Origin of the sequence: Paraburkholderia sp., assembly GCF_035501035.1 — a bacterium.
In the GTDB taxonomy this organism is placed as follows: domain Bacteria; phylum Pseudomonadota; class Gammaproteobacteria; order Burkholderiales; family Burkholderiaceae; genus Paraburkholderia.
On sequence record NZ_DATJWR010000064.1, the window covers coordinates 1 to 19,306 of the forward strand.

Sequence of the window (19,306 nt, forward strand, 5' to 3'; positions counted from 1 at the left end):
CAATCTGATGCAGGGCTACGGGGCGCGCGGCAAGTCAGGCCGACGTGTGCTGATGTTCGTCCTGCCGATTACCGTTTCGCTCTGGCTTTCACTCATCGCCGATATCGACAGCCCACGCGGCGGGTTTATCCGCGTCGTCCCGCTCAATCTCTTGAGCTTGCAGCAATCGCTCTCGCCGGGCTAACCCGCTCCCGCGCACCGGGGGCGCGCCGCCGTGGCCGCACCGTGGCCAGGTCCATGGAAGGCCAACGCGAATCGCAGATCGTCGGCCGTTGCGGCGCAACCTGGTCCCCCAAAGTGGCCGGTACCGCCGTGATGGTGACCGGAACCATCGCCCTGCTTGCCGCGGTCGTCCAACATGGCCGCCGTGCGAACGCATTGCGGCGCAAGGGCCCTGTGCCACAATGGAATCTCGCTTACGGGATCGCGATAGCCGTCGCCGCTCTCAGGGCATTCGCGCGCGGCTCGCTGGTCCCGGATTGAACCGCGCAGGCGCACTCGCTTGCGAAATGAAGCGTTTCGAACAGAGAGACCACCCGAGTGAACGAAACTGCGCTCTTGCTGGCCTTTGCGACGTGCGCCGCGTTCGCCGCCACAAATCTGGATTCCGCAGCGCTGATATTTGCCTTCTCCGGCACGGCCCGGCCAGAGAAAGTATTTGCCGCCTTCGTCAGCGTCGGCGCCTGCGTGGTGCTGGCCAGCCTCATCATCAGCTTGCTGGCGAGTTCCGTGGACATTCCTGCACGATTGTTCGGCCTCGTGCCGTTGTTCGTCGGGTTCTCCCAACTCGCGCAAGGCATGAGGAATCGCCCCGCGGGACCACTCCCGCCCACAACGACCTCCCTGAGCGTCATGGTCACCTGTTTCCTGTCCTGCAGCGCCGACAACCTCTCGGTATTCGTCGCGGTGCTGGTGAAGAACGGCCCAGCCAACGCATTCTGGGTCAGCGGCCTGCTGGGCTTGCTCTATGTGCTGGCCGGGCTTGTCGGCGCTCTGGCCGGTTACAGGCTCGTTCGCCCGAGCGTTCGGCTGCGCGCGCTCGGCCCCGTGACTACCGCCTGCGTCGGACTGGCGATGCTTGTCGGTTAGCTACCTTTCTTTGCATCTCGCGATTGCACGTCATAGTATTGTTGATCGGCGCCGCCGCTCCCGGTGATCGCCGCAGCTACGCCGCTTCATGTGAGCGGCGATTCGGCTCTGAAAGGAAAATGAAATACCAACCCCGACAGCCCGCAAGGCGAGCCCCAGCCAGTCGCTGAGCCCGGTCGCACGGACTGTCTCTCCGAGGGCATTCATGAAAACACTGTTTCTGCAGGCGCCTTCCTACGACGGCTTCGATGGTGGAGCGGGCTCACGTTTCCAAACGAAGCGCGAAATTCGATCATTCTGGTACCCCACGTGGCTTGCCCAGCCTGCGGCGCTGGTCAAGGACAGCCGCCTCGTGGATGCGCCCGCAGATGGCCTCACGCTTGAGACGACCCTCGACATTGCTCAGGAATACGAACTTATTATCATCCACACGAGTTCACCGTCTTTCGCAAGCGACGTTCAATTCGCGGAGCATTTAAAACGGCGCAAGCCCTCGATCCTGATCGGGATGGTCGGTGCAAAGGTAGCCGTCGATCCTCACGGATCACTGAGCGCAAGCAACGCGCTCGACTTCGTGTGCCGGGAAGAATTCGACTTCACATGTCGCGACATCGCGCAGGGGCTGCCGTTCGAGTCGATTCTTGGCCTCAGCTATCGTCTTCCCGACGGCTCCATCATGCACAACGACGCGCGCCCCATTCTTGAAGACATGGACCAGCTTCCGTTCGTTTCACCCATCTACAAGCGGGACCTGACGAGCAAGAATTACTTCAGCGGCTACCTCAAGCACCCGTATCTGTCGCTCTACACGGGGCGAGGTTGCAAATCCCGATGCACCTTTTGTCTCTGGCCGCATACGGTAGGTGGTCATCGCTATCGCACACGTTCGGTCGAGAACGTACTCGAAGAGGTGAAATGGATCCGGGACAACATGCCCGAAATCAAGGAAATCATGTTCGACGACGACACCTTTACCGATCTCAGACCGAGAGCCGAAGAAATCGCTCGCGGCCTTGGCAAGCTCGGCGTGACGTGGTCGTGCAACGCGAAAGCGAATGTGCCTTACTCGACCCTGAAGGTGATGAAGGACAACGGGTTGCGGCTCTTGCTCGTCGGCTACGAGTCCGGCGACGACCAGATTCTCGTGAACGTCAAGAAGGGCCTGCGAACCGATATGGCTCGGCAGTTCAGCGAGGATTGCCGCAAGCTAGGCATCAAGATCCATGGCACGTTCATTCTTGGGCTTCCCGGCGAGACGCACGAAACGATCCAGAAGACGATCCAGTATGCGAAGGAGATCAACCCCCATACGATCCAGGTGTCGCTCGCGGCCCCGTATCCGGGAACGGTCCTTCATAAGCAGGCGGTAGAGAACGGATGGCTCAACGACACCAAGGTCATCACCCTCATCAACGACGCCGGCACCCAGGCTTCCACAATTGGTTACCCGCACCTGTCGCGCGAAGAAATCTACCTTGGTGTCGAGGAGTTCTACAAGCGCTTCTATTTCCGCCCGTCGAAGATATGGGAAATCTTGCGCGAAATGCTGATGAGTTGGGAGATGATGAAGCGTCGCCTGCAAGAAGGCGTGGAGTTCTTCAGATTCCTCCGCGCGCGCAAGGTGTAGCCTAACCGCCCAGCATAATGATCGCAATCGTCAGCAGCACGCCGAGTGCGGTCATTGCGCAGCCGGCTCGCCACTCCCCCGCACCGCTGTAGCGCCCCAGCACATAGCCCGCGGTGAAAAGCATCGCTAGTGTGAGCACACGTGAGGCGATGAGCGCTGTTTTGACATCCGCGACGAGAAGAAATGGCAGTGCAACCGGAAAGGTTCCGAGGACGACAAGCAGGAATATTCCCAGCGCACCGACGAAGTCATCGCGCACGAAATTCGCCCGAGGCGGCAGCGTCGTAGCGGCCGCGAGGCGCACACGAATCCGTTCGAGGTCAGCGTCTTCGACGAGCGGCCCCAGTGCCTCAGGCAAGGCGTCGCGCAACGCACGTACGGCAGCCGCCTGGTCTGGCTCCCGCTGCACGGTCAGTGCGAGTTTCAGGCGCTTTCCGCGATCGGCAAGCGTGCGTACGAGATACATTACGGCGTCAGCAAGGCCCCACGCGAGGTTGCATCCGAGTGCGGCGAAGAACATCTTGTGGGCCGCATTTTCGCCGGCCGTGACTGCCTTGACGGCGCCCACGAACGTCAGGGCCATGAATAGTCCGAAGCAAAGTTCGGACACCCGATCGACGGTATTGAGTATCGGCTCGCGCTTCTCAGGCTCGTCTTGCCGGGTTTGCATGGCGGTGTTCATATGACCTCGCCTCGAAGTTGACAATGTTACGTTATGCTACGGTTCCATAGGGATGCGGGTGAACTGCATGCCAGCGTGTCGGAGTTCTGTGCGAGCGAGACAGGAATGCCAATGGCGCCAAGCGCGACGCCGGCCACGAGATCTCAGGAGTGCCACCGCAGCTTGTACTTCGCCAGCCACCGTACCGGCACGAATATCACACGCCAGCCTCTGGCAGCCGCCGCGTTGCCGACGCGTACGGCGGCGGCGGGAAGTTGCCTTTCGGCCATCGCGTACGCCTTGCCGTCCGATGGTCCGGGGTGCCCCGTCAGCCACACGAGGGTTGTGCGCTTTCCGTGGTCGTGAAGTCCCCTGTTGCTCCGAAAGCTCGAACGGCCCTGCGAACCCATCCGAACTGTCAAGACGAGACCACACAATCCGCCGCCGCGAAATGGGACCTTGGTCCTATCCTTCGGAAGGGACAGTCGCGCCTCTCTGAAGCGGTCATTTGATTAGAACGATAGCGGCTGACCGATCGGTCTTCTTCGGCGAACTACTCACTGGTCTTCTGCCGCTGCCGGGCGATATGGAGTTGGAATCGACCGTGCGTGAAGCTTCCTCAGCGCCGACAGTAAGTACAGTGGCCTACAATTGGCCGGTGGAACCCGACTGGTGCTGCGCATACACACACGAGGAGCCAAAATGGCACAACACGTACTCCGCATCGCCACGGTCGGTGTTGTCCTCACCGCACTCCCTTGCACGCTAAACGCAGCGACAGTCAACAACGATCCCGCGAGCACCATCCGCTCCGCTCTGGAACAGTGGCGTGTAGATTTCAACGCACGACGTACCGAGCATATCTGCGACCTCTTCGCACCCGATCTTCGTTACGACTTCTATGGGGCGCCCGAGCGCACCTATCCGTTGCTATGTGCCCGTCTGCGTCATGCGCTGGCCGACACTACGCAATCGCTTGGTTACGACCTTAAAATCAAAGAGATCATCGTCTCCGGTGACCTCGCGATCGTGCGCCTGACATGGAGATCGACTCTTACCAAAAGCGGCAAACAGGAAACTCATGACGAGACGGGTCTCGATGTATTCGGCCGCCAGCCTGACGGTAGCTGGAAGATCATTCGTTACATTGCATACCCTGATAAGGACTGATTTTTTCCCGCGGACTCCTTGCATGCACATTGGCCGCTCATCGAAACAACGCGGATTTTGCGCTTCAAGTCTATGAGGCAGTTCGGTTTGCACATCGCGTATTTTCGCGCTCAATGCGATCGGCACTATCCTCTGTGCACAGCAAGCGTCGAAGCGGATTTCCTGGCGTCACAACGGCGCGAGGCGGCGCCGCAATCAACATCGCATCGGTATCGGCGCCGCATTGGATCATTCGCCGTAGATGTTGAAATCGAAGTACTTCCTGGTGATCTTCTGGTACGTGCCGTCCTTGAGCATTCCGGCAATCGCGCCATCGATATCGGTCTTCAGATCGGTATCGTCCTTGCGCATGCCAATGCCGGTGCCTTTGCCCAGGATTTTCGGATCGTTCAGCGCACTACCCGCGAACGTGAACTTCGTGCCACGCGGCGTCTTCAGAAAGCCCCGTTCGGCCTGCACCTGATTTTGCAGCACGGCATCGAGCCGACCGGTCATCAGATCTGCGTAGACCTGATCCTGATTCTGATAAGCGACCACTCGTGCTCCCTCGGGCTCCCAGTAAGTCCTCGCGTGAGTCTCCTGAATCGTGCCCTATTCGACGCCGACCGATTTGCCGGCAAGAGACTCGGCATCTGGATGCAAATTCGAGCCCGTGGCGACGATCAGGCGACTTCCGGTGTCGTACAGGCGAACGGAAAACGCGATCTGTTCTTCGAGTTTGGGCATCATCGTCATCGAGGAAAGAACGGCATTGAACTTGCGCGCCTCGAGCCCCGGGATCATGCCGTCGAACGCGTTTTCGATCCACACGCATTTGGCGTGAATGCGCGCGCAGATCTCATTGCCCTGATCGATATCGAAGCCAACAAGACTCCCGTCGGGCGCCTTGGATTCGAACGGAGGATAGCTCGCATCCGTCGCGAATCGTATAGTCGTCCATTCTTTCGCTTGAGCCGCGAAAGAAGCGGCAAGACAGGCAATGGTCAATGCTGACGTATTTCCTGGCCGTCGCGGAGACCGGCTTGTTGCATCGGGCGGCGTCTCAGATGGGCGTCAGCCAGCCGGCGTTGACCAAAGCAGTTCGACGCGTCGAGGCCGAACTGGGTGTCACGATTTTTGAACGCACTCCTAATGGAATGCAACTTACCCGGTATGGCGCGGCATTCCAGCGGCACGCGATCGGGCTTCGCGCCGCTTACGAAGATGCGCTGAATCAAGTCGCCGAACTTCACGCGGGTGAACTGGCGAAGGTCAGGATCGGGTCGACGCCGGCCGCCGAGCCACTGGTCAGCCGCACGTTCCTCTCGTTGTTGAAGAAGCGCCCTGCGCTGCACATGGATCTGACCGTCCAGCTATCCGACGTGCTGATCAAGGCATTGCTCGCGGGAGAGATCGACCTGGCGGTTGCGCCGATGCCCGTGGATTTATCGGAAGAATTGCACGCGATTACGCTGTCGAGCGAATCGACTTCGGTCGTATGCAGGAAGGGGCACCCCTTGTTTCAAACGAAGGAGGCGACGACGCCGAAAGACCATGTCCGATTTCCATGGATATTGCCGGGACCCGGCGTTTCGGTCCGCAAGCAGATCGAAGACTATTTTCATCGGCATCGGCTCACCGGGCCACACGTGCAAGTCCAAAGCAACTATAGCTCGCCGATGGGCGTCTTCCTTCTCATCACTAGCACGGACATGCTCGGAATATGCGGCACGCAGCATCAACCCGTCGCAGAGCAACTGGGATTGCAAGTGCTCGCGGTGAATGGGGCGAAGTGGCCGCGCGACGTCGGTTGCCTCGTGCGGAGCAACGGCAGGCTGTCCCCGCTTGCGGCGACATTCGTGGAGCGTCTATCGGATGAAGCCACGCGGCAAACTACGCGGTCTCCGCGGGTCGGCACCCGATAAAACTCGATTAGCTGGCGTACGAACCACCGAAGAACTGTGCCGGGCGAATGGGCGCTGACTTGGGGGGCCTACCACCCACCGCGCGGAACATCGGATGAACACGCTGCTCATGCCATGACCAAACCGGGCGGCTCGTGCCGCTCAGGTCGTCGACGCGACAACGCAGCCGCCGCACGAGCGCGCCTGGCCCAATCGCAGGCGCCCGGCACTCACGGTCGTCGCACCGCCGCAGTCGCAGCGGCAAACCCACAAACCATTACCGGCGTACCGATCCGTCGTGAGTTGGCCGAACACCTCACCGCCCCGCAGCGCGGGTGAGCCCGGTCGGGACCGCCACACACGACGCTGCTCAACGCAGCCACAATCGCGCGTGCGGCCGCCCTCCACGGCTTCCAGTGCGGCAGTTACGTGGGCGCCGCAGCGGCATCGCCAGAGCCACACGTCGGCGCCACGATATTGGAGCGCGACGAGATCGCCGAAGCCGCGACCGGCGACATCGCGACTCGGCGGAAAGGGCCATCCAGGCGGCAAGGGGGTGCGGGTACGCTGTTTCACGAAAGGTAAATGGGCTTCGGCGTCCTGTTCTCAAGTGTAACCGGCCGCCTTCTATTCGCGTGCGCGCGGCTCAGCAAAGCGGGGACAGAGTAGTGAGATGCGGTCGGTGGCACGCCTCGTTACGGGAGTGCGCGCATTTTGGCACGTCGCGCACAAGCTTGCTTTGATCTCCAGAGTCATATCGGGGCCGGTGTGATCCGCGAACATGCACTTCGCGATCGGATTGCCCCAGCGGACGACCATATCGAGCCACTGCCCCTCTCGACACGCCGGCCCGGCGTGGCGCCGCGAACCAGCGTTACGGCTAAACAGGATGTGATACGCTTGCGAAAAAATAAATGTTGACCGTCATATATTCCATGCGCAAGGCCCAGCAGTGGGTGCTGGAACAGGTAGTATGAAGCAGGAGATACGGTATGTCCCCCAATCAGTATCTGTACCTCGAAGATTTGCGGGTTGGAATGGTCTTCGAGAGCGGCGAATACACCGTGGATGCGGACCAGATTCGTGAATTCGCTCGCCACTACGACCCGCAGCCATTCCACCTCGACGAGGAAGCAGCAAAAGGAACTTTCTTCGGCGGTCTGGCGGCAAGCGGGTGGCATACGGCCGCGATCACGATGAGGCTCATTGTCCAGAGCGTACCGATCGCGGGGGGAATCATCGGGGCGGGAAGTGAGGTGACATGGCCTCGAGCTACGCGACCTGGCGACACGCTACGTGTGGTCAGTACGATCATGGACATTGCGCCATCGAGCTCGAAGCCGGACCGAGGCATGGTGACCGTGCAGAGCGATACGCTGAACCAGCATCAAGCGCTATGCCAGCGTAGCGTGGCGCGGCTTCTGGCATTCCGGCGCGGCTAGCCGTCACCCAGCGCAAGAGCGTCGAGAATATTACCGGGGGTATGGCGTCGTGGGTCGATCGAATCGTGAACAGGCGCAACAGAATCGCGAGCGCATCGTCGAGCAGACAGGCGCGGTCATTCGCAGCGGTGGCGTGGCGGCTGTCAGCATATCGGAGATCATGTCGCGAGCGGGCATGACGCAAGGCGGCTTCTACAATCATTTCGAATCGAAGGACGCCTTGATTGCAGAGGCGGTCGCATCGGGGTTCGCTCGCTCCGCGCGAAACTGGAGAACCAGGGCAGTCGCGGCTGGAACGCCCATCGTCGGAACCTTGAGGCGCATCGTCGGCTACTACCTGAGCAAGAAGCCGCCCGAGCAAAGCTGCCCCATGGTGGCACTTGGGCAAGACGCAGCGCCCCACCATGCCAGCCCCGAACTGAACAAGGCGTACCGTGAAGGCGTAGACCAACTGTTCGCCACGTTCGTAGAAATCGCGCATGCCGACACAAGCTGCATTTTGTCCGACGACGAGCTACGGATCGCATTCGCCGCAATGGTAGGCGCAAACATGCTCACGCGCTCTACGGGCGACAAGAAGTGGGCCGCGGGCGTAGAAGGAACGCTCTTCGTGGAACCCGCGGATTGCCCGCCTCCCTGAAAGGCTCCCCACACGCTTCTGTCGCCTCCATAGTTCCAGTCATGGCCCCGCCGTGCGCCTTTCGGTGGCTGCCGTCGGTTGATGCTTTCAGTCGTTGCCGGCGCCCGCTGCGCGAGACCGCAAGCGCAGCAGATGATCGGTGCCGGATTCGGCCAGCCAGACCTCTCCCGGGCGCCCCATCATCTGGCGCACATTCGCGTGCGGGCGCGGCAGCGCAAGGACATCGAACCGCTCGCCTCGCGGATCGAAGCGCACCAGCGCGTTGGCGCTCCAATCGCTGAGCCAGACGATGTCCCGATCGTCGACGAATATCGCGTAGGCGTGCGGATCCTCGCCAGGCAATCGCCATTCGCGCCATTGACGCGTTGCCGGGTCGAACATGGCAACCTTTCCGGCGTTCCATTCGCTGACCCAGACGCGCGCTTTCGAGTCGGACCATACGCGGCGCGCCCCCTGATTCGGCGTCGGCGGCTCGATGACCTGCACCGCACCGCTCGCGGGATCGATGCGGCCGAGGTAGCTGCCGGCCAGCGACGCGAAGTACAAGCTGCCGTCGGGGGTCACGCAGATGCCGTAAGGTCCACGCCCGCGCGGCGCATCGAAGACACGAACCCTGGCGCTAGCCGGTTCGAGCTCGCCGTAGATGCCGTTTTGCCCGGTAAACCACAGATGCCCGTGCTTGTCGAAGACTGCCGTGTTCAGATCGGCGCCCGGCCGGTCTTTCGGCAACGGAAAACGCGTGACGGCGAGTGTCTTCGGGTCCACGCGCACGATCGCATTCTGGCCGCCATCGGTGACCCACGCCGCCCGGTCGGGGCCGACGATCACGCCATGCGGTGCCGCCCCATCGCCGAGCGCGATCCAGTCTGCCTTGCCGCTGTGCGGGTCCAGCCGACCCACTGCGCCGCGTGCCTGCGCGGTGTACCAGACGGTGCCGTCGGGTGACGGGGCGACGTCGTGCGGTGCACTGCCGGCGGGCACTGCGAACGTATCGAACGACGATGTCTGCGCCTGCGCCAATGCCATGGCGAGCGTGGCGCTCACCATGGCGCACGCGAAGAATGAGACCAACAGGGATGCGATTAGCTTGCCCGCCGCTGCCGCCACGTCACGCATCGCGATCTCCAGCATGTCCGCCTCCATGTCCCAGGATGCATTTGAAAGCACACGACAGCTTCATTGTGACATTCAAAGCCGTTGCATCGCGCAGGCCCCGACGCTCGTCCTCATGGAAAATGCATATCGTGCGCGAGAAGACGCCCCATCGGGTCGCGCGGCAACGCCTCATACGTATTGCGCATAATGGGCCAAAGTGGCTCAATGGGGACATATTCCTGATCGCGTCAGGCATGCGGATACCGGTTCGTCTGACGACTGAACGCTATCTCGCTCGCCTTCATGGCCGCGTGACTGGCGCTGTATCAGCCGCTACGCAAGCACCTACTTCGCTAATGTCCAAAGCGACTGAGCGTGCGAAAAAAAATTCGCTCGTCAATTAGCTATTCTTATGAATAAAAATGACGTGCACGCGAACTGTGCATGCGCTGCGAGAAGTTCCCGCGATTCAATAGCCCAGGTGCATGGCGCAGCAACGCATATGTGCGGTAGGTAACAACGGTGATTGACGAACTGTGGGAAATCACCCATATTTTGACCCAAGCGGCTGCGCTCGGTCCGGCCCCGCCGCCTCCCTGTGCATGCAGGTCGTGAGTTCCGCGAGGCCTCGCCGATCGCTTCAACAACGGTCCTGAGCATGCCGAAATGGCATCGCCATAACGGTGGGACGAAAGCATGTCCGCTCAGATCACTCGTGACCAAAATCTCCCCGCACCGTGTAAGCGCTGTGGCGGCGTGATCTTCCAGTACGTCGATTTCTGCCCTCACTGCGGCGCGGAACACCCACTCGACACAAATGCACAGATGCGCCCGAAAGCCACGGTACGAGTCCTAGGTCCCACAGCGTCAGCGCCACCCGTTCCCACGGCCGCGACGGTCCCTGATGCCGGCGCGCCGGCATCCGACCGCACATCCGCGAAGCCCGACTACCAGCACAACTATGAGCTCCAGCAGGGCCCGCCGTTCTGGCATGCGAGTCGTTGGAGCTTCGTGAAGGGCTTTGTGCTTGTGTGGTTCGTTATCGCGCTCGCGTATGTCGGTTATCTGGTGCTCGGCCAAAGCCGCAAGCAGGAAAGCGCAATCGACAACCAAGGCACGCACACATCAGGCGGTTCGGTCTCGCTCTACTCGCCCGAGCAACAGACGAACGCGATGCCGCCGGCTGCCGACACGCAGCTGCAATCCGCCACGCCAAAGCCGCGCCCAACGCCACAATTCAAGGATGTGCCTGATAGTCTGCGTGCCGCGCGCGCGAGCCTCGCGGAAAACAACTTGTCTGATGCAAAGGCCGCGAACGATGCCGCGCTCGCGCTCGACGCTGACAACGAAGACGCACGCACGATACAGCGCGACATCGCGGCGCGCGAGCAACGGCGCGACAACGCGTTGCAAAGCGCTGACCAGTGTGCGAAGCAGCGTGCCTGGGCCTGCGTCCAGCAGCAGGCTTCGGAAGCGCTCGCGATCGATTCGAGCAGCCAGCACGCGCAATCGTTGATGGAGCACGCCATCGTGGCGACGGCTTGGGCACCGCTCAGTCCGCCGAATTCGACGACCACCGCTCCGCAAGCGCCCAGGCCGGCCGTATCGAAAGTCCGGCCCGCACCCGCGCCACATCCGCCGCCGAGTGCAACGAATGCCGCAAAAGCGGCAAAAGCACAGAACGCAACGAATGCGCTGCAAGCACCCGACGCGTTGAATGCGGCGAGCGCGGCGAAAGCGACGAACGCGGCGAACGCGGCGAACGCGGCGAATGCGGCGAGCGCGACAAAAGCGCCGAACGCGACGACTACGCCGCAAGCACCGCAAGTACCGAATGCGATGAACGCGACGAATGCGCCGAACCCAACGAGCGCGGCGAACGCGACGAAAGCACCGAACGTAGTTAATGCAACGAGCGCAACGAACACAACGAATGCGGCTGATGCAACGAACGTAACGAATGCGGTGAATGCAGCGAGCGCAACGAACGTAACGAATGCGGTGAATGCAGCGAGCGCAACGAATCCAGCGAATACGGCGAAGGCAGTAAACGCGGCTAATGTAACGAGCGCAACAAATTCGGCGAACGCGCCAATCGCTCCGAGCGCTCCGAACGCAACGAACGCAACGAACGCAACGAATGCGGCCAAAGCACCGAACGCACCAATCGCCGCTAGCACTACGAACGCACCGAACACATCGAACACACCAGCGGAAGAAAATCCCGCGCCCCCCAGCAGTGCGAATGGGCGTGCCACAGCGGCCAGTGCGAGCGAGCCTGCTACTGTAAATGCAGCCAGCGCCGCCAGGCCGGCTAGCACCGACAACAGCGTCGATGCGCAGGAGCGTGCGATCCGGCAATTCGGCTGGAAGCACGCCGTCACGCCGCCCGACGCCACGCATTGAGAAGGATTCCAGAACATATCGAAGGCTGCCGTATATCGCGTCCAAAACGGGAGAAGAGACCATGCTGAAAACGACTCTGGCTGGACTGGCGGCGCTGATCGCCCTGATTTTCGCGACGCTCGCCGTCGCAGCTTCGGAAGATGCGCATTATAAGATCGTCACTGGCCCGGAGCGCGGCACGTACATTCAGATCGGCCAGGACCTGTCGAAATGGGTTGCCCAACCGGCCGGTATCGACCTCGAAGTGGTTCCTTCGAAAGGCTCGGCGGAAAACGTTCAGCGCATGCGTTTCGAGCCTGGCGTGAAGCTCGCGCTCGTCCAGTCGGACGTCTACCAGGCCTACGTTGATATGGCCAATTCCGGCAACGAAGACGCCGGCACGACGATTCGGCCGCTACGGCTCATCATGCCGCTCTATGACGAGGAGATTTATTTCGTCGTTCGAAACGATTCACCGATGAAGACGATCAACGAGATCAAGGACAAGGTCATCAGCGTCGGCCTGATCGGCAGCGGGACCGCGCAATCGGCAACGACGCTGTACCGCCTGATGTTCGGTCAGCCAATTCCCGATGAGAACGCACAACACCTGAGCAACGAAGACGCGCTTGCCGCGCTGATCGTAAAGAAGATCGACGTTGCGATCATCGTCGCCGGGCAACCTGCGAAGCTCTTCACCGACATGAACCCCGATCTGCTACAGCAGATCCGTTTCCTGCGCGTCGATCCGAACGCCCCCGAAACGGCACGCGCGAAGCAAACTTATTTCCCCGCGACGATCCGAGTATCGAGCTACCCGAACTGGCTGAAGGAGGACGTGCCGACATGGACAGTCAAGGCTTTTCTCGTTACCTATGACTACAATCTGCGCGGTACGGTCGGCAACATGAAGCGCTTTGCCGATTCACTCTGCGAGAACTTCGACAACCTTCAGGAGCATGGACACCCGAAGTGGAAGGAGGTGAAGCTCGAACTTCCCAGCCTCGGCAAAGGGTGGCAATACTATCAGCCGGTCGAACGTCGCCTGAAGGCATGTTTCGCGCATCGCGCCGCGACGCAGACAGCGCCACCGCAAAATGCCGTCGCCACGCAGCAAGGCAACGGTGCGGCAGCAAAGCCATGCTCGGACCAGGAGCGCTTGCTGCTGCTTTGTGGCAAGCAATGACACAAAGAACCGCGCATTGCTGATGTACGGCAAAGCGCGTTCGCCCATGCATTGACCCGAGAGGCAAGAGACTGCGGCGGCGGCAAGCGCGCCGCCTCCAGGCTATGCCTTTGCGCGTTGTGAGTGCAAATCTGTTTCTCTTCCTGCGTGGCTCCATCTTTTGAGGCACGACTGGGTCTTGTCGCAAGAGGCCAACCTGCCTACCTTGATGTCGAACTTCGACATTATCGACACGAGCCCGCCATGTTCCGATCCAGCGTCGAACAGACCTATCGCTTTCGCGCACGGTTCCCGTTGCCCGCCCGCCGCCGTACGACCTTGCGCGGCGGCATCATTCTGTCCGCTGCAGTGACAGCGTCGTTGCTGGCGCTCGCCGTCATGTACGCGCCGCTCAGCGCTCGCTCCAATCTCGAGCGCTGCCTTCGTTCGCTGGCCGATGAGCCCACGGAACACGGGAAAGCCGGCTCGCGCGAATCAACATCACGCGCGATTGAACGTTGTATCAACTAGCTTGCGCATTCAAACTGAGGGGTGGCATTGACTTCGCGCGCCACGTGTAGCGCGGCGCCTCGCAACGTGGCCTCGCATGCCAGTGCGCATGAACGGCCTCGCCGGCTTCACTGTGGCTTATGCCCGAATATCGAAAAATGCTTGTGCTCCTCGCGATGATCTTCCACGCCAAGCACCCCGAATTCGATGGGTGAGCGCGTGTAGAAAACGTGAACGTGTTCCGCTTCGACGGCTTCAAGCATGCGCCTGGCCTCGTCTTCAGTGACGGCGAGGATGATCTGCACCGGCTGGTCGGCGAGCTTCAACATGTGCGCTGCGTGATGCGCGCCCGCATGCCCGGTACCCTCGGCGCAATTAATGACGGAAACGCCGTGGATGCCCAGATTCTTCGCTTCATGAAGTAGCCACTCGCACACCGTGCGATGGCCATGATGGCGGTTATGTTCTGTGTAGAACGTAAGCTGATAACCGTTCATGTCTTTCTCCCCCCTGCGCACCGGGCCGCTGAGCGAAAGCCGCGGCCGGATGAACGGCCCGATGCCCACCGGCCACCGAAACGCGCTCAATTGATTCTAGTGCATCATTCCGGCGCCGACATATGCTGCATCGCAACACGTTCACGCGATACATTACGCATGCCAAGCCATGGCGCGCGTCCCGAAAAGGCGCGCGCGACAGGACGCATCATGGCGTCATATACGGCACCGAGCAGGAAAGCACCGGTGGATGTCTTGTTGAAGTTCACCAGTTCTATTCGTTCGTTCCAAGCGTGTCGAACTCGATTCGCGCACGCGTATAGAAGAGCCGAACACCGCCGGCGTTGAGCTTTTCAAGCAGCTCGTCAATCCGGGCATCTTCGGCCACGAGCGTGACGGCAACCGACTGTTCCGCAAGCTCGAAAAAGCGAGCTGCATGATATTTGCCCATTGCGTCTATGCCTTCCGCTATCTCGACGACCGTTGCGCCTTGAATGCCAGCGTGCCTGGCTTCCTCGAGTAACCAGTCGACGACCAACAAGTGCCGGACGCGATGGCTCCGATTCGCCGTATATATGGTCAGTTGACTACCTCTCATGAATGCCTCCTGCCATCGAGTGAATGACTGCGCTGGGTGCAAGGACCGAGAAGAGACGACAACGCACCGTAACCCCGCTCGCCGGGGTGTGCGAAAATAAATTTGCTTGCATGGGAAACCAGACTTCTGCGACGAAAAATCTGGGCGGCAGAACGCCAGGACGATACCTACGACGCCCCGACCCAGGACCCGTAGGCATCATTAGCCGGCCATGCCGACGGTTAAAGGAGGAATGCCATCTCCTGTAATTCAGTGTAGCACGCAGGTTTTTCACCTGCCATGGCAGTTGGCGTCGCCCCGCGCCCATCAAGGCATTACTAACTCAGAGTCACCAGAATGCGATTGCGAAGCGCCCTCGCTTTTCGTAGAGTGGAAGATGACCTTGCGGGGAAGGCACCCGCCCCAACCCGGGATGACTCACTCAATGATGCCTGCGTCTGTCCTTCACCCAGGACCTCGTCGCGCTTTTCTCGCCGTGGCTTAAGCGCACCTCTCCCCGTTTTTGCCGCTGACGGGTCCACACCATAGCAAACGGCGTTCGCACCGTACGAAAGAAGACGCATGATCACAATCGATATCCCGGGTTTCGGGACTCTCAGGCTCACCCATCTCATTCTCGACTTTAACGGCACCCTGGCCGTAGACGGGCGGATTCTTCCCGGCATTGCGACGCGTATGGCAGCACTCGCGAATGATTTGAATCTGCACGTTGTCACCGGCAACACACATGGCGACGCGCAGGATCAACTGCGGGACTGCGCCGCCGAAGTCGTTTGCCTCGCGGCCACTGGACAGGCACAAGCCAAGCGCGACTACGCGCTCAGCCTGGGACAGTCCGGCGTGGTGGCAATTGGCAATGGCAGGAATGACGCACTGATGCTAAAGCAGTCGGCGCTGGGCATAGCAGTCCTGGGTACCGAAGGGCTCGCAGCCGATGCGCTAGCGGCTGCCGACATCGTGGTGCGCCATGCGGAGGAAGGGCTTGACCTTCTACTCAAGCCGAAACGGCTCATCGCGACCTTGAGAGCATAACTTCGGATGCCTATGTCGATTCACCCGCCCTCCCCAACCGGGCGGCGCATCGCCCGCAGCCTTCGGCACGGATACAGGCACGCGTCTACGACCCGTGACAGCGTGCACGAATCTCGACGAAATCGGGTTCGCTTGCGCAGGTGCTTGGGGCCTCAACCTGTGAGACCAAAGACAATTGGTCCAGCAGCGCATCTGGCTTGCCGGCAGCGCCCGCCATCCCCTTTCGTGCGCGCGTTCCGTGAAACCTGCCGCGACACAGACACACAGACACCGACAACGATCGCGGCGCGCTCATTGCTACAATCTTTCGGTGTAGCGACTGGATAAACATCCTGCAAGTATTCGAATACATGCTTAGTATAACCAGGCATTTCCATGCGAAAACCTGAAAGCGCGCAATGAATCAGCGCACTATGTGAACCGTCAAGCTTGAACGCCCGACGACACTGGTACACGCCTCGCGTCACCTGACTCTGCTACGTCTTCCCTGAATATGACGCGGTACAAATCTGCTCCGAAGCTCGTCTGCAGTGGTATGCCCTGAATCAGGCGGAAAGTGCGCCGCCCATCTTCCCGACGTTCAGCCCGGAGGAACAGTGTTGGGAACGCACAATCATCCGAGAGGCCTTTCGCCAGCGTATAAAGATGTGTGACAAGGCATATCTTCACGTGTGCTTCGAGCAAGGCATTGAAAATTTCCCTGCCGATTTCCGAGCCCTCACGTTCGTTGGTCGATGCAAACGACTCATTTGAAAGGAAGAGCGCGTGTGGCCGGATATGGTCAACAAGCTCGCTCATACGTCTTAACTCTTCGTCAAACTTGCCCCCTTGCATCGTGGCGTCCTCCTCCCGCTTGTAGTGAGTGAAGATTCCAGTCGCAATGTTCGCCCCAAACGCCGAAGCACCGACAACCCCGCCTGCCTGCATCAGCACCTGTGCGATTCCAACACTACGCAGAAAAGTAGACTTCCCGCCCTGGTTCGCACCTGTCACGACGATAGCGTCTTTTCCGTTCGCATCGACGTCGTTTCCGACCGGCCCCTGCTCCATACGTAGCGCGAGGCTCACGTCGTATAGCGTTGCGAAATTGTGTTTCCGCTGCTCGATTGGGAAAGGCACTGGAAAACAGACTGGCAATCCCCGCTTCGCCAGATTGCTGCGTAAGTTCACGAATCCAAGATAGAGGCCAAGCTCAGCGCGCAGCATCGTGAAGAAGCTCTTGATGTGATCGGCCGACTGGGCAAGTGCGTTCGCAACGTGATTGATGCCACGCGCCTCAAGCTCAGAGAGCGCGCGTGCGCCGTTCTCGTCTCGCTCGGCAATGCGGAACGTGTACGACGGCGGCCTCTTTGCAAGCAGCCGGTGAATCAGGTTCGGGCCCGGCTCGTGCGGCCTGCGCAGGACATAGTGAGTCCCCTTGTTGCCACGACCTGGCTGCGCGCTAATCAGCACGCCGGAGTTGAACTTGAGCTCCTTCAGACAGTGTTTGACTGCCGCGAAGTAATCATCAGCCAACTCGTCGCGCACCATCGCGAAGAATCGCCTGAATCCCGCAGACTCGAATGACGACGCCTCCTCGTCAGCGAGCTGGCGCAATTTCCCCAGCGAGACGAGATACGCCTGCACGAGGTCTCGGGCCGAGTGCAGGATGCTGGTGGCCGAAGCCGTCAGGCCCCAGTAGAAGCTCTTCCGCTCTGTCTCTTGTGCCTCCACGGCAATCGCATACAGTTGCCGTGCAATGGCCTCGTGGCTCACGCAATCCTTCAAGATGGCCTGTCTGTAAAGGATGTCATCCAGTCCATCCAGGCTGACGGGCAGTACCTTCCGTGCCACCCCCTCGATGAATGCATCGCCAGCAGCCATCGCACCATAGACGGTGGCGAGCTCCAGGTCCTGGGTTAGGGTCCTTTCGTTCCAGCGTTCATCGCGATGCCAGTCGAAGTCGCGTTCGGCGTAGAGGAGCCATGCTTTCATGATGCAAGGCGCTCCTTCAGGCGCTCATAAGTGAGACCGTACTGCGCGGCCACGGAAATGGCGTATGCGCGTCCATCTGCGGCCTTTCGGCGAATGCGGAACGTTCGCGCCGCCGGGTTCGCTGCGCTGGTTTCACTGACCATGCTCACCGTCTGCGGACCAAGCCGGGACAGCTCTTCGATAAAGGTCACGCAAACGCATAGCGAGTCACGGCCCATGATTTGGCTGATGATTCGACGGCACAGAAAAACCGCGTCAGCGAGCGTGGTGGAGCTGAAAATCTCGTTCATCACAACAACGCTGCGTGGCGTGGCATTCGCCAGGATCGTGTGCATACGCGTGAGGTCGTCCTGAAGCTTGCCGCGCATGTCCCGTGTGTTCTCTTCGCGCTCGAAATGGGCGAAGAGCTGGTCGCACAGATACAGGCTCGCGTGAATACCAGGCACAGGGCATCCAAGCCTCGCAAGGTAGTGCAGTTGCCCGAACATCCTCGCGAAGGTGGTCTTGCCGCCATTGTTGGGCCCGGAGACAACGAAGATGCGTTCGGCTCCCTCGAGCCAGAAATCGTTGCGGACCACTGGAAGCTTCTCGCTGCAGAGCTTGTGTGCGAGTGCGAGATCGAACGTATCGTCACAACGCTCGGCTTTGCTGCAAGACGACACCACGGGGAAGCAGAATGAGAGGCCTTGTTCCCGGCATAGTTGGATGTACGCGTCGTATGCGATATAGAACTGCACCTCACGGTCAAATGCAGCGACTCCGGCGTCAAGAAAATCGGCGTGACTCTGCGCGAAGCCGGCAAGCATCGCGAACGGTCGAGGTTGAAGCTGCGCAACGAAGTCCAGTATCCGTGCCTCGACGTGATTCATTTCCGGCCACTCTTTTGGCTCGACGCTGTAATCCTTGACGTCGCCTTGCTTGAAGCGCTCGAAGATGGCCAGAACGCGTGCGCTGTAGTCGCTCTCGCCGTCGTAGTTCAACACCGTCACGGCGTTGCTGTGAATATGAATCGCATAGCTAATGGCTTCCAGCGCAGCATGCAGGTCCACCACGTCTCGCCTGAGTCCGGCGAACGCCTCGCCACGAAGATACCCTGCAAGCCATGAGCTGAATTCGCGCAAACCTTTCGACCGGGGACAAGCCTTACGTAGGCTCACGTCCAACGCCTCAAGCGCATCGCAGTACCGGGAAGCCGCTTCGAGGAACCACCACTGCTTTTGTCTCGGGTAATGGAGCTTTTCCGCTTGCGCCAACGATGCCCGCATCTTGCGCATTGACTGCGCAAAGGCGTGGATGCACCGGGAAATCTCCTGGCTCCCGAGATCGCGCATGACGGCATGTCGGTACCGCACTGCACTCTCGCGAGTAAGCGCGGTGCGAAAAAATGGCGTCAGACTGTATTCGTCGTACCCTTGCGTGACCTTTCGCTCAATCTCGTCGAGATTCAGGTCGCCGAAACATTCAGGCTCGGGCACATCATCACGGGGCGGCCCGTCTTCGAGCGTCTCGAACAGGATGCTGTGATATCCCATTTCCCG

Annotated in this window: 19 protein-coding genes, 2 pseudogenes and 1 riboswitch; of the genes and pseudogenes, 12 read left to right on the forward strand and 9 right to left on the reverse strand. The window is 60.3% G+C overall.

What is annotated here, in order from left to right; translation table 11 throughout:
* The 4 genes and pseudogenes from VMJ11_RS03855 to hpnJ form a co-directional block, all read left to right on the forward strand.
* A pseudogene (locus VMJ11_RS03855) lies at positions 1 to 184 on the forward strand (hypothetical protein); the annotation flags it as partial.
* Between the two features lie 53 nt (positions 185 to 237).
* The gene (locus tag VMJ11_RS03860) at positions 238 to 483 is read left to right on the forward strand and encodes a hypothetical protein (RefSeq protein ID WP_325617072.1); all 246 of its coding nucleotides are present in this window, start codon (positions 238 to 240) and stop codon (positions 481 to 483) included.
* Between the two features lie 57 nt (positions 484 to 540).
* Entirely contained in the window at positions 541 to 1,089 is a 549-nt protein-coding gene (locus tag VMJ11_RS03865) for a hypothetical protein (RefSeq protein WP_325617074.1), read from the forward strand.
* A gap of 205 nt (positions 1,090 to 1,294) precedes the next feature.
* Entirely contained in the window at positions 1,295 to 2,716 is a 1,422-nt protein-coding gene (hpnJ, locus tag VMJ11_RS03870; protein WP_325617076.1) for a hopanoid biosynthesis associated radical SAM protein HpnJ, read from the forward strand.
* A gap of 1 nt (position 2,717) precedes the next feature.
* On the opposite strand, the gene VMJ11_RS03875 is transcribed toward hpnJ, so the two are convergent.
* Positions 2,718 to 3,398 (reverse strand): VIT1/CCC1 transporter family protein, encoded by a 681-nt coding sequence (locus VMJ11_RS03875; protein WP_325617078.1) that lies wholly within the window; start codon positions 3,396 to 3,398, stop codon positions 2,718 to 2,720.
* Between the two features lie 681 nt (positions 3,399 to 4,079).
* Here VMJ11_RS03875 and VMJ11_RS03880 point away from each other — a divergent pair.
* Positions 4,080 to 4,547 (forward strand): nuclear transport factor 2 family protein, encoded by a 468-nt coding sequence (locus VMJ11_RS03880; RefSeq protein WP_325617080.1) that lies wholly within the window; start codon positions 4,080 to 4,082, stop codon positions 4,545 to 4,547.
* Positions 4,548 to 4,775: 228 nt separating this feature from the next.
* Here the strand turns inward: VMJ11_RS03880 and VMJ11_RS03890 are convergent.
* Positions 4,776 to 5,534 (reverse strand): annotated as a pseudogene (locus VMJ11_RS03890) (ABC transporter substrate-binding protein).
* Between VMJ11_RS03890 and VMJ11_RS03895 the strand changes: the two are divergent.
* The 3 genes from VMJ11_RS03895 to VMJ11_RS03905 all read left to right on the forward strand — a co-directional run bounded on the left by VMJ11_RS03895 (position 5,534) and on the right by VMJ11_RS03905 (position 8,512).
* Positions 5,534 to 6,451 (forward strand): LysR family transcriptional regulator, encoded by a 918-nt coding sequence (locus VMJ11_RS03895; protein ID WP_325617082.1) that lies wholly within the window; start codon positions 5,534 to 5,536, stop codon positions 6,449 to 6,451. The pseudogene VMJ11_RS03890 and the gene VMJ11_RS03895 sit on opposite strands and share 1 nt — an antisense overlap.
* A gap of 971 nt (positions 6,452 to 7,422) precedes the next feature.
* Positions 7,423 to 7,872 carry a MaoC family dehydratase gene (locus VMJ11_RS03900; protein WP_325617084.1) on the forward strand — a complete coding sequence of 150 codons (450 nt, stop codon included), beginning with the start codon at positions 7,423 to 7,425 and terminating at the stop codon, positions 7,870 to 7,872.
* Between the two features lie 49 nt (positions 7,873 to 7,921).
* Positions 7,922 to 8,512, forward strand: a complete 591-nt coding sequence (locus tag VMJ11_RS03905) for a TetR/AcrR family transcriptional regulator (RefSeq protein WP_325617086.1) — start codon at positions 7,922 to 7,924, stop codon at positions 8,510 to 8,512.
* Positions 8,513 to 8,599: 87 nt separating this feature from the next.
* On the opposite strand, the gene VMJ11_RS03910 is transcribed toward VMJ11_RS03905, so the two are convergent.
* Positions 8,600 to 9,559 (reverse strand): virginiamycin B lyase family protein, encoded by a 960-nt coding sequence (locus VMJ11_RS03910; protein WP_325617146.1) that lies wholly within the window; start codon positions 9,557 to 9,559, stop codon positions 8,600 to 8,602.
* 1,173 nt (positions 9,560 to 10,732) lie between these two features.
* A complete protein-coding gene (locus VMJ11_RS03915) occupies positions 10,733 to 11,110 on the reverse strand; it encodes a hypothetical protein (protein ID WP_325617088.1) in 378 nt (125 codons plus the stop codon).
* 38 nt (positions 11,111 to 11,148) lie between these two features.
* Between VMJ11_RS03915 and VMJ11_RS03920 the strand changes: the two genes are divergently transcribed.
* The 3 genes from VMJ11_RS03920 to VMJ11_RS03930 all read left to right on the forward strand — a co-directional run bounded on the left by VMJ11_RS03920 (position 11,149) and on the right by VMJ11_RS03930 (position 13,688).
* Positions 11,149 to 11,514 (forward strand): hypothetical protein, encoded by a 366-nt coding sequence (locus tag VMJ11_RS03920; RefSeq protein ID WP_325617089.1) that lies wholly within the window; start codon positions 11,149 to 11,151, stop codon positions 11,512 to 11,514.
* Between the two features lie 560 nt (positions 11,515 to 12,074).
* A complete protein-coding gene (locus VMJ11_RS03925) occupies positions 12,075 to 13,178 on the forward strand; it encodes a TAXI family TRAP transporter solute-binding subunit (RefSeq protein WP_325617148.1) in 1,104 nt (367 codons plus the stop codon).
* A 243-nt stretch (positions 13,179 to 13,421) separates the two neighbouring features.
* Entirely contained in the window at positions 13,422 to 13,688 is a 267-nt protein-coding gene (locus VMJ11_RS03930; protein ID WP_325617090.1) for a hypothetical protein, read from the forward strand.
* Between the two features lie 107 nt (positions 13,689 to 13,795).
* Here the strand turns inward: VMJ11_RS03930 and VMJ11_RS03935 are convergent, their stop codons facing one another.
* From VMJ11_RS03935 to VMJ11_RS03945, 3 genes are all read right to left on the reverse strand, one after another.
* Positions 13,796 to 14,164 carry a DUF190 domain-containing protein gene (locus VMJ11_RS03935; RefSeq protein ID WP_325617092.1) on the reverse strand — a complete coding sequence of 123 codons (369 nt, stop codon included), beginning with the start codon at positions 14,162 to 14,164 and terminating at the stop codon, positions 13,796 to 13,798.
* A 104-nt stretch (positions 14,165 to 14,268) separates the two neighbouring features.
* A complete protein-coding gene (locus VMJ11_RS03940; protein WP_325617094.1) occupies positions 14,269 to 14,433 on the reverse strand; it encodes a hypothetical protein in 165 nt (54 codons plus the stop codon).
* Positions 14,434 to 14,438: 5 nt separating this feature from the next.
* Positions 14,439 to 14,762 carry a DUF190 domain-containing protein gene (locus tag VMJ11_RS03945; RefSeq protein ID WP_325617097.1) on the reverse strand — a complete coding sequence of 108 codons (324 nt, stop codon included), beginning with the start codon at positions 14,760 to 14,762 and terminating at the stop codon, positions 14,439 to 14,441.
* Between the two features lie 185 nt (positions 14,763 to 14,947).
* A riboswitch (Fluoride riboswitch) is annotated at positions 14,948 to 15,014 on the reverse strand.
* A gap of 309 nt (positions 15,015 to 15,323) precedes the next feature.
* Here VMJ11_RS03945 and VMJ11_RS03950 point away from each other — a divergent pair.
* On the forward strand, positions 15,324 to 15,794 hold the full coding sequence (locus VMJ11_RS03950; RefSeq protein WP_325617099.1) for a hypothetical protein: 471 nt from the start codon (positions 15,324 to 15,326) through the stop codon (positions 15,792 to 15,794).
* A gap of 423 nt (positions 15,795 to 16,217) precedes the next feature.
* On the opposite strand, the gene VMJ11_RS03955 is transcribed toward VMJ11_RS03950, so the two are convergent.
* Both VMJ11_RS03955 and VMJ11_RS03960 read right to left on the reverse strand, forming a co-directional pair.
* On the reverse strand, positions 16,218 to 17,768 hold the full coding sequence (locus VMJ11_RS03955; RefSeq protein ID WP_325617101.1) for a MutS-related protein: 1,551 nt from the start codon (positions 17,766 to 17,768) through the stop codon (positions 16,218 to 16,220).
* Complete coding sequence (locus tag VMJ11_RS03960; RefSeq protein ID WP_325617103.1) at positions 17,765 to 19,300, reverse strand: MutS-related protein; 1,536 nt, start codon at positions 19,298 to 19,300, stop codon at positions 17,765 to 17,767. The genes VMJ11_RS03955 and VMJ11_RS03960 overlap by 4 nt, the downstream gene beginning before the upstream one ends.
* Positions 19,301 to 19,306: the final 6 nt, after the last annotated feature.

Bases quoted from the DNA above. Each gene is read 5' to 3' on its own strand.
- VMJ11_RS03860 (WP_325617072.1), top strand. From the start codon at position 238: ATGGAAGGCCAACGCGAATCGCAGATCGTCGGCCGTTGCGGCGCAACC.
- hpnJ (WP_325617076.1), top strand. From the start codon at position 1,295: ATGAAAACACTGTTTCTGCAGGCGCCTTCCTACGACGGCTTCGATGGT.
- VMJ11_RS03875 (WP_325617078.1), bottom strand. From the start codon at position 3,398: ATGAACACCGCCATGCAAACCCGGCAAGACGAGCCTGAGAAGCGCGAG.
- VMJ11_RS03880 (WP_325617080.1), top strand. From the start codon at position 4,080: ATGGCACAACACGTACTCCGCATCGCCACGGTCGGTGTTGTCCTCACC.
- VMJ11_RS03895 (WP_325617082.1), top strand. From the start codon at position 5,534: ATGCTGACGTATTTCCTGGCCGTCGCGGAGACCGGCTTGTTGCATCGG.
- VMJ11_RS03900 (WP_325617084.1), top strand. From the start codon at position 7,423: ATGTCCCCCAATCAGTATCTGTACCTCGAAGATTTGCGGGTTGGAATG.
- VMJ11_RS03910 (WP_325617146.1), bottom strand. From the start codon at position 9,559: ATGGTGAGCGCCACGCTCGCCATGGCATTGGCGCAGGCGCAGACATCG.
- VMJ11_RS03925 (WP_325617148.1), top strand. From the start codon at position 12,075: ATGCTGAAAACGACTCTGGCTGGACTGGCGGCGCTGATCGCCCTGATT.
- VMJ11_RS03930 (WP_325617090.1), top strand. From the start codon at position 13,422: ATGTTCCGATCCAGCGTCGAACAGACCTATCGCTTTCGCGCACGGTTC.
- VMJ11_RS03935 (WP_325617092.1), bottom strand. From the start codon at position 14,164: ATGAACGGTTATCAGCTTACGTTCTACACAGAACATAACCGCCATCAT.
- VMJ11_RS03945 (WP_325617097.1), bottom strand. From the start codon at position 14,762: ATGAGAGGTAGTCAACTGACCATATATACGGCGAATCGGAGCCATCGC.
- VMJ11_RS03950 (WP_325617099.1), top strand. From the start codon at position 15,324: ATGATCACAATCGATATCCCGGGTTTCGGGACTCTCAGGCTCACCCAT.
- VMJ11_RS03955 (WP_325617101.1), bottom strand. From the start codon at position 17,768: ATGAAAGCATGGCTCCTCTACGCCGAACGCGACTTCGACTGGCATCGC.
- VMJ11_RS03960 (WP_325617103.1), bottom strand. From the start codon at position 19,300: ATGGGATATCACAGCATCCTGTTCGAGACGCTCGAAGACGGGCCGCCC.